Source organism: Mobiluncus sp. (assembly GCF_985070215.1).
The window spans coordinates 34,041-41,912 of record NZ_CFKZQR010000014.1 but is presented as its reverse complement, the minus strand read 5'-3'; the positions used below and the strand labels follow the sequence as shown (position 1 = coordinate 41,912).

Annotated in this window: 10 protein-coding genes; 4 read left to right on the top strand and 6 right to left on the bottom strand. The window is 51.8% G+C overall.

Going from position 1 to position 7,872, the window contains the following annotated elements; translation table 11 throughout:
• The first annotated feature begins 183 nt into the window (after positions 1–183).
• The 3 genes from AC5LBQ_RS04545 (at position 184) to AC5LBQ_RS04535 (ending at position 2,654) form a co-directional block, all read left to right on the top strand.
• Positions 184–390: a hypothetical protein gene (locus AC5LBQ_RS04545; RefSeq protein ID WP_493264751.1), complete on the top strand. Its 207-nt coding sequence runs from the start codon at positions 184–186 to the stop codon at positions 388–390.
• A 210-nt stretch (positions 391–600) separates the two neighbouring features.
• A complete protein-coding gene (locus tag AC5LBQ_RS04540) occupies positions 601–1,386 on the top strand; it encodes a DUF2637 domain-containing protein (RefSeq protein WP_295026349.1) in 786 nt (261 codons plus the stop codon).
• 464 nt (positions 1,387–1,850) lie between these two features.
• Positions 1,851–2,654 (top strand): hypothetical protein, encoded by an 804-nt coding sequence (locus tag AC5LBQ_RS04535; protein ID WP_493264750.1) that lies wholly within the window; start codon positions 1,851–1,853, stop codon positions 2,652–2,654.
• A gap of 104 nt (positions 2,655–2,758) precedes the next feature.
• Here the strand turns inward: AC5LBQ_RS04535 and AC5LBQ_RS04530 are convergent, their stop codons facing one another.
• The 6 genes from AC5LBQ_RS04530 to AC5LBQ_RS04505 form a co-directional block, all read right to left on the bottom strand.
• Complete coding sequence (locus AC5LBQ_RS04530) at positions 2,759–3,610, bottom strand: Fic family protein (protein ID WP_295026353.1); 852 nt, start codon at positions 3,608–3,610, stop codon at positions 2,759–2,761.
• Positions 3,607–4,179 (bottom strand): DNA-binding protein, encoded by a 573-nt coding sequence (locus AC5LBQ_RS04525; RefSeq protein WP_295026355.1) that lies wholly within the window; start codon positions 4,177–4,179, stop codon positions 3,607–3,609. The genes AC5LBQ_RS04530 and AC5LBQ_RS04525 overlap by 4 nt, the downstream gene beginning before the upstream one ends.
• 119 nt (positions 4,180–4,298) lie before the next feature.
• On the bottom strand, positions 4,299–4,988 hold the full coding sequence (locus tag AC5LBQ_RS04520) for a hypothetical protein (protein ID WP_493264749.1): 690 nt from the start codon (positions 4,986–4,988) through the stop codon (positions 4,299–4,301).
• Positions 4,989–5,133: 145 nt separating this feature from the next.
• Entirely contained in the window at positions 5,134–6,672 is a 1,539-nt protein-coding gene (locus tag AC5LBQ_RS04515) for an ArdC-like ssDNA-binding domain-containing protein (RefSeq protein ID WP_493264748.1), read from the bottom strand.
• Between the two features lie 98 nt (positions 6,673–6,770).
• Positions 6,771–7,151, bottom strand: coding sequence for a toxin-antitoxin system YwqK family antitoxin (locus tag AC5LBQ_RS04510; RefSeq protein ID WP_295026361.1), 381 nt, complete (start codon positions 7,149–7,151; stop codon positions 6,771–6,773).
• Positions 7,148–7,444 carry a glutaredoxin family protein gene (locus tag AC5LBQ_RS04505; RefSeq protein WP_493264747.1) on the bottom strand — a complete coding sequence of 99 codons (297 nt, stop codon included), beginning with the start codon at positions 7,442–7,444 and terminating at the stop codon, positions 7,148–7,150. The genes AC5LBQ_RS04510 and AC5LBQ_RS04505 overlap by 4 nt, the downstream gene beginning before the upstream one ends.
• A gap of 131 nt (positions 7,445–7,575) precedes the next feature.
• Between AC5LBQ_RS04505 and relB the strand changes: the two genes are divergently transcribed.
• Positions 7,576–7,824 carry a type II toxin-antitoxin system RelB family antitoxin gene (relB, locus tag AC5LBQ_RS04500; RefSeq protein ID WP_493264746.1) on the top strand — a complete coding sequence of 83 codons (249 nt, stop codon included), beginning with the start codon at positions 7,576–7,578 and terminating at the stop codon, positions 7,822–7,824.
• Positions 7,825–7,872: the final 48 nt, after the last annotated feature.

Genomic DNA, 7,872 nt, shown 5'->3' with positions numbered 1-7,872 from the left:
TTGACCCACCGGGACATGACCCACTTGTGACCCTCCAAAAATGACCCCTCCTTCTGACCCTCATGACCCACATCGACTGACCTCCACTTTGACCCTTACTGACCCTGTACGTGACCCGAGATTGTTCTCTCGGGTCATGACCCTAAAATGACATAAAACAGATGACCCTCCGGTTTAAAGGTCATGCACATCTGGCACGAAACCGTGGCGAAAATGCAAACTTGCCAATGTGACCCTCCCGGACAGGTCAGCGACCCTCATTTTGACCCTTTCGGAAACCGTCACTTACCCCTTGACCTTGACCCTGTTTTGACCCTGACCCACTGGGGCATGACCCACCTGAATCAGGTCACTGACCCTGAGCTGCTGACCCGGATTTGGGTCAAGTGACCCCCTTGACCCACCGGGACATGACCCTATTTTGACCCTCCATTGACCTTCATGACCCACATTGACCGACCCACATTCTGGCCTGTTGTGACCCTGGGTGACTGACCCAGTGACCAACTTGTGACCCTCTGGTTCACATTTTCTGGATGTTGCGCATATTTAGATGAGAGACTGCATTTCAGGGCAGACCTTGAAGGAAAGGACATTATTATGTTTAGAACCCGCACAGGTATTGCGATTGCTTCTGGAATGGCTATATTTGCTGTTCTGGCTTTTACGTTATCGTTTGTGAGTTTGAACGAGTTAGCCCAGCGTATGGGACATCCGAGCACACTGTCTTGGATTTATCCTATTCTGGTGGATGGTTTAGCGGTGTTTTCCACGCTAGGCATTTTTTGGAGGCATGATTATGAGGTTGATGCGAAGTATGAATGGATGCTTCTGGTCGTGACTTCCATATTATCCCTGTTAGGTAATGTGGCTAATGCCATGCCAGACAATCAGGACATTGTTCAACCCATACGCCTAACACTCGCAGGCATTCCTCCTATCCTATTGGTTTTTATTATTCACACCGTAGTACGTAATTTTAAGTTTGCTTTACAATCAGCAAATGATGGTCATATCGTGACCCGAACATCTGACAATGTTGAAGATGCCGTTGCTGTACAGGTTGAAAATGAGAATCGCGAGGATGCTCAACTAGAGCGAGTAACTGATGGATTCGGGCAGAACCAGGATAATGAGGTGTCATCAAAAAAAGAAACTCGCCGGAGTCTCCCGGCAAAACCTCAACTGCGAGTAGTAAAGAATAATAACTCCCAGACTATAAGTGATGTGGTGGAGTGGATTATAGAACGGGAACTGTCAGGAATGGTGGTTGGAGCCAAACAGATTGAGCAGCAGTTTGGGGTGTCAAACTCTACTGCGAAACGTAGGCTGCGCGAGGCACGACAAATGATGAACGACCACGAGTTAAAGGAAAACGCATTATGAACACTATCGTAATTCCTGCTTATGAATTGGTTTCAAATGGTGAATCAATTACCGCTGTAGATGCTTTAGATGGCGAGTTGTGTGGTTCTGGGTCCTCAGTCGAGGCGGTTGTGAGTCGTCTCTATCATCCTTGTAATCTCAAAGTTGAGGACACCTGGGGCAGGCTCGGGGTTGATGGCAAGATAACCCCTGTCCGTACTCCTGCTTTGGTACTCCGCAAGCAGCAAGCTGAACGGAAATCGCGACGGCGGAAGAACCGTAAGCTTTTGAGAGAACTCACGCAGTGGTGGGGTGCTACCAAGACTAGCCTGGAACCAGACTCGTCTGTCGCTGTCCCGCAAGTCAATGAGATACCCGTCCCACTCCTGGATGGAAGAGGCGACGTGACCGAGGTTGAGCAAGTAGTGGTGAAACAAAAGTTACCTCCCTTACCTGCATTTCCTGGTATTGGACTATCGGAACCTGTGAGCGGCCCTCCTTCGGGAGATGCCCCGCTGGCGGTGATAAGGAAACCAAAACTTGCTTCCGAACAATCCTCCACAACTCCCGAGGACACTAAAGCGCAAATTGTCCAGATCAATGAGCGTCTGCAACGTGACAAACGGATGGAACGGCAGGATAAAAAGTCCATCAAACAAGCTCGGCGTGCGCTACATGTACACCGGTGGCGGCTGGGGCTAAGAAGCGTGGCTTTCACTCTTGCCACAATAGTGTTTCTCACTGCGGCATGGTTGATTGCTCCCCTGGTTAGCGCGCGGCTCAGTGTGCAGGTTCCTAAACCTGAACCGACAGTGACCGTAACTTTAGCACCCTCTACCGGTACGCCTGAGACACCAGAACCGGTTCAGACAGAATCATCCGTCCCGGATGCGAGTCCTACCCAGTCCGAGCAAGTTCCGCCCAGTCCGACTGTTTCACCGAGTGTTGCCCAGCCGCCTCCTTCGCCGACAGTGACTGTCACCCAGGCTCCGCCTGTTCCGCAAGTAACTGTGACGCAGGCTCCCGCCCCGCGTGTGACCGTGACACAAGCCCCGCCACCTCAACCGGCGGTGAGCAATTTGCAAACGAGGGTCAGTTCTAGCGGGGGAACGGTCGTGTTCAATGCGCAAGCCTCGGGTGCGGCACCACCACCCATTACCGCCAGCATTGGTGGGCAAACCATTACCCTTGCTGGGGGTTCGGGTCAGGTGAGTTTGGCTCCGGGAACCTATGGGTGGACAACACACTGTGGTCAGCTCACGAACAGTGGCAGCATCACCGTTTACTAGCATCAAGCTACAAGAACCTAGAAATTAGCGCCAGGTTATACGTACCTGTACAGGATTCGGGAGGAATCGTCACTATCTGGACTCAGAATTACGTGTCCATTCTCTTACATGAGATCTATCCCGTTGTCTAGCTCGTTTTCGTCGAGACTGTAGGCTGATTCAGGGGTTAGTTCACCTATTTCGGGCTGGAGCGGGCTAGAGTCTAGCGGGTATGAGCGTGAACCTATTTTGGCCAGGAATGATGCGTAGGCTGCGAGGTTCCCGGTTGTATACATTTCGTGTAGTGCCTGGTTGTAATCATTGCGGTCTGTGGTTCTGATAGAAATTGCGTCGTATCCGTGGCTCATGAGTATGCCGTCCATCATGTAACGGGCGGTGCGTTTGTTTCCGTCCATATAGATTTGTGCGTAGGTTGCGAAGGCTGCCCAGTTCAGTGCGCGAGTTACCGGATCGTTGAGATTCGCTATTTTTTGGAGCATTGGTGGCACGCTGTCTTGAAGTTGTTGTTTGTTGTAGCCGGTAAAAAGGTGGTTGCCTAGCAGAGAGACTGTCGCACCTCTACCGTCTCGATTTACGCTGGATTTATCGCGCGGTATCCCCGCGTCCAATGCTTCGTTTTGCGCTATCAGATAGTTGAGCTTGTTTGAAGTGGTCAGGTCAGCTTGAAATTTGCCCTGTCCAATCTGTTCAACCAGCCATACTGATGCCGCATTAAGGTTAAGGATTTGGTTTGTTTCAGAAGGATTGTGCCCTTCCGGCACTTGATCATCAAGCAGAGAATGCACTTCGGGGAGGGTGTAAGTGTTTCCTTCCAGGAACGCGGTAGAGAACAAGTATTTGGGTCGAGCTTTTTCGTATCGGTAGATGATACGTTCCACTGGTGAGGGTCGCCAGTCGAGATGCGTGAAGGAGCCGAGTTTTAGCTCTTCGGGTGGTAGAGCCTGGTATTCAGTCATGGTTTTTCCTGGTTCTCTATTGATAATCCCAGCAAGGGTTCGCAATCGTTGAGCATTTCCTCGAACTCGCGGGGGGTTTGGGATAGGTAGCGTTCATCGGCTTCGTTGGGCGGGGACAGTTCGTCAAAGCCTCTGGCTATGTACAGTCTCGCCAGTTTGTCCATTAACACTGTGGGGTGTGTGCTTTTGGCTCGTCTGGAGATGAGATGATTAAGTTCTTCGCGGCTCAAATCGTCAATGACGGGCGGAATGTTAGCGATTTCTTGTCTGAATCGTTTACGTTCCACAAACGCTTCATAAGCCTTGTTGAATGTTGGGACACTCATTTTGGTGGTGTAGTTATCGGCGAAAAGCCAGCCCTGTTCAGGGGTTAGTCCGATTTGCACCAGGTGTGCTCGGGTGCGGGCTTGCCAGGCTCGTTCCCGTGCGTTGCGTCGGTAGAGTTCACTGTACAGGGCAATCCTCATTTGGGAGGACAGTTCAATGTTTCGCCACAGAATCAAGTCAAGGATGCTCCATTGGGGATGCTTACCTCGATATTTAGGTTCGGGGCATTGCCCGCGTGCCATATAGGCCCTCCAGGTTGCAGGTTTGATGTCATACAACCTGCAAACTTCTTCTGTGTTAAGCATCCCGATACTCACACCACTCAGTGTACAGCGTTATTGATGTAACCGCGAGGTGCTGGTTAGCAGGCCCGGAAATGGTTCATGTTGTCTGGGATGGCGTGTGTAATCCAGTCTGGGATCGGCCACGCTTGGTGTTCACCAGTGACACAGGTTCGTCCCGTGTTGAGCGTTTCTAGTTCGCTACGTAGGAGGCGTAACTGTTGGAGGAAAGTGTTCTCGCTGGTTCCAGGTTTTCCCGGTTTTATGTATGTGTCGTTCCATAGATGCACGATTGCGGACAGACACATCACCAGTGGGGGATGTTCTTTCCAGCAGGGCGGCACGTGCCGGGGTTGCAGACCGAAAGCGCAATAGATTAGGGGTAACGCTTTTTCAATAGCGGTGATGCGGTTGCCCCATTTCTCGGTTGCGGTGATGAGGCTGGTGGTGATTTCGCCGGTTTTTTCGTCTACCGTGTTCACTTGTTCGTCGTTGAAAACGGCTGCAACGAGACTGTCAGGAGACGTATTGGGTGCGTCCCTTTCAGGTAGGGGCAGGCCGCGATGTATGTCTCTACCCGGATGTCGCTTTTCCCGCCGGGAGCTTTTATCCCGGCGTGGGCTGGTGTGCTCTTCTACGGGAGTCACCTCTGAGGGGACTGTCGCGGGGATAGCAATAGTTGTTATCTCGTCAAAATCTTCCTCGAAGATGGCCTCGTCGGCTGGGTCAGCCTCGAAGCCGGAAAAGTTTTCAGTTTCAGAATCCATCACAAACCTTCCTTTACACAACGGTTGTGCTCTACCTACTTGGTAGGGTCTTTCACCCTTTAATGCGCAACATCCCGCAATAGGGTTGGCATAAAAACAGGCTGGGGCATGTCTCGTGAACTATGCCCCAGCCTGGAACTTTATTCGTTTATAGTTCTGGTCCTTCCTGGGTGATGCTGGGTTGTGGCGCGGGTAGAGCCTCGGGTTCGCTGGGTTTGATTCCCAGTTCGGTGAGGATTTGGCGGCAGTTTTCGCCGGTGAGCTGGATTTCTTCATTCCAATGCTCTTGCACGAACGAGGATTGATCCATTACTTGCTCGATTCCCAGAATCATCATTTGGACGTGGAATTTATCTGGCTCGGTAAAAACGGAGGCGGGAGGCTCATCGAAGTGCTCTACGTAATCTTGGTAGAAGTCGCCTGCTTCGTCCCAATGGTTCTTGATGAATTCTTCCGTTTTTGCTGTCCATATGAAGTAGGTGCCGTCCATGTTGATGGGCATGGTGATTTCGTCTGCAAGGTCGCAACCGTAAACGGTTTGATTGTTATCTTGCATTTCGTCGAGACGTACCTCGATGTAGTCTTTGAGGAATTCGTCCCACGGCTGTGTGAGCCGTTGGTCTACTTCAATCTCGCTGCTCCGGTGGGCGTTGTACATGGATTTAATTAACAGATTTTCGCGCATGGTTTGGTTCTCCTGTTCTTGGGTGATGGTTGGGGTGCCTGGTGTCAGGCGTGGTTGTGTGAAGGGGTTTTCAATACCGGCTTCGGTGCTGATTTGTTGTATCCCGGTGGTGATGGTTCGTTTCGTGGCTTCGCATAGGCTGGCCAAGAGTTTTCCGTGTTCGACTCCATCGATTTTCGGGATTGGGAGTACGTCGGTTCCCCAGTTTGTTGGGGTAGGGATTCCCAGCACGCTACAGATACCAGCTGCTGCTACCCAGGCTCGGAGGTTATCGAGGTCTGGGTTGGCGGTGAGTGTCACTTTTTCTTGACCTTTCCCGGTTTCCGGGCTTGGTCGGTACACGGACACGGGCTGGTCGTTGGTTAGGTCACTGGCATACCGGGTGATGTAGTCGCGCAGTTCCTGATTGGTTTGCGGGGTTTGTACCCCGTCGTATTTGAGGTTCAACAGGTTTTCTACCGCGCGGGCAATGTTCGGGTCGGCTTTTCCTTCCAGGGGTTGGAGTTCCACGCCTGGTGTGGGCGTGTATTCTTTCCCGCTGGTTTGGGAAAAGTCGAACACGTAACCGGGCCGCCATGCCGTGGTACGGGTGAACACGTTCGAGCCTTCCGGGGCAGGCTGGTCTTTGGTGACACGGTGTGCGGTACCGGAGGGATCTTTCCAAAATTTGGATTTCACCGGCTGAATGATTGCATACCCGGTTTGTCCTTTGTTTACATGTCGCCCGATTTTTTCCCATTCCTTATAGGTGGCAACTTTCGTGGTCGGGCCTTGCGGTACACGACCTTGAATAGCGGCTTGAGCGTGTGCTTCCTCGATGAGTAGCGCGTTACGGAACGACCGGTGCGGATGTAGCTGGACTATCTGCATGATTTCCGCGAACTCGGCCTTGGTTTGTACCTGGTTTAACCGGGTGACAAGTTCCTGTTTGAGCTGTTCGACTTGCTGGTTCCATTCAGCTTGCTGCTGTTTGAAATCAGCTTTAGTGGTTGTGGCAGTCATGATTACTGCGCTCCTAACTGGCTCCTTGCTTTCCCCGCTTGGCTCACGGCCTCTACCGTGAAGAGGTCCAAGTCGAGAGCTTCAGGAGCCTTCACTTTTTAATGCGCAACATCCGTCACCGCCGGTTTAGTACTCGAAGTTGGGGTCTCCACACCGTTTACCCAGTTTTCGGTGTAAATGAGAGTGCCTTCTTCGTTGAACATTTCATAGGCTGGTCCGTGAATCCGGTGTAGTTTCCCGTGCTGGTACCAGCGGCGTATCAGTGGGGTTCCGTCTGGCCAGAACACGCTCACTGCTGGTCCGTCCTCCCGGTGCCATAAGCCGTGTGTATAGTAGGCTTCTTGCATTTTGGTGCCGTCAGCGCTGACCATAACCCACGCCGGTCCCTCACCGGGTTCACGGTGATACTCGCCTTGCGGGTTTCGCCATTCGGTGACACTGATACCCCGCGTGTAGTGGGTTGTTTTGATACGGCTCATAGCGCGGGCACTACTTCTCTGTCGTAACCCATTTCAACCGGTGGCGGGGGTGTTGCTTCAAGCGCATGTAGCTTTTCCGGGCGGTGTCCAGACCAGTGGCTTTGTATCACACCGTCCTCGGCTACCGTCACGACTGGGGTAGAGGAATACCCCAGTTCGTCTTTGAGGTATGCCACATGTTCCCGCGCGTCCATATCGTTGTAGGCGATACAGTGCTTGTCGAGCCATCGTTTTGTTGCCATACAGGGCATACATCCAGGCTGGGAATAGACATTTACGCTAACTTCGCTCATTGTTTTTCCTTCCATGAGGGTTGGTGGTGAATCCCACTCGGTTGAGTGAGCCTTCACCCTTTAATGCGCGACATCCATCACCACTCGAAGGACAGGCACAGGCGTACAATGAGGATGGTTGAGAGGTTTTCATGGGTAAAAGTGTTGCGAGTGCGCCTACGGCGGTACGGTTGCCTGTTGAGTTGATTCAGCGTTATGACAATTTGGCAAAGGCTACTGGTCGTACGCGAACCTATTACCTTACTGAGGCTTTACAAGAATCTATAGCGCAACTGGAATACGAGTACGGGATTTTGAAAACGGTTGAGGACTACCGGACGGGTAGGCTGGAAACTTACACTTTGGACGAGGTAAGGCAGCATTGTGGTCTGGGAAATTAGATTAACAAAAAAACTTGAGACCATACCCCTGACGTGTTCGGGGTTGTA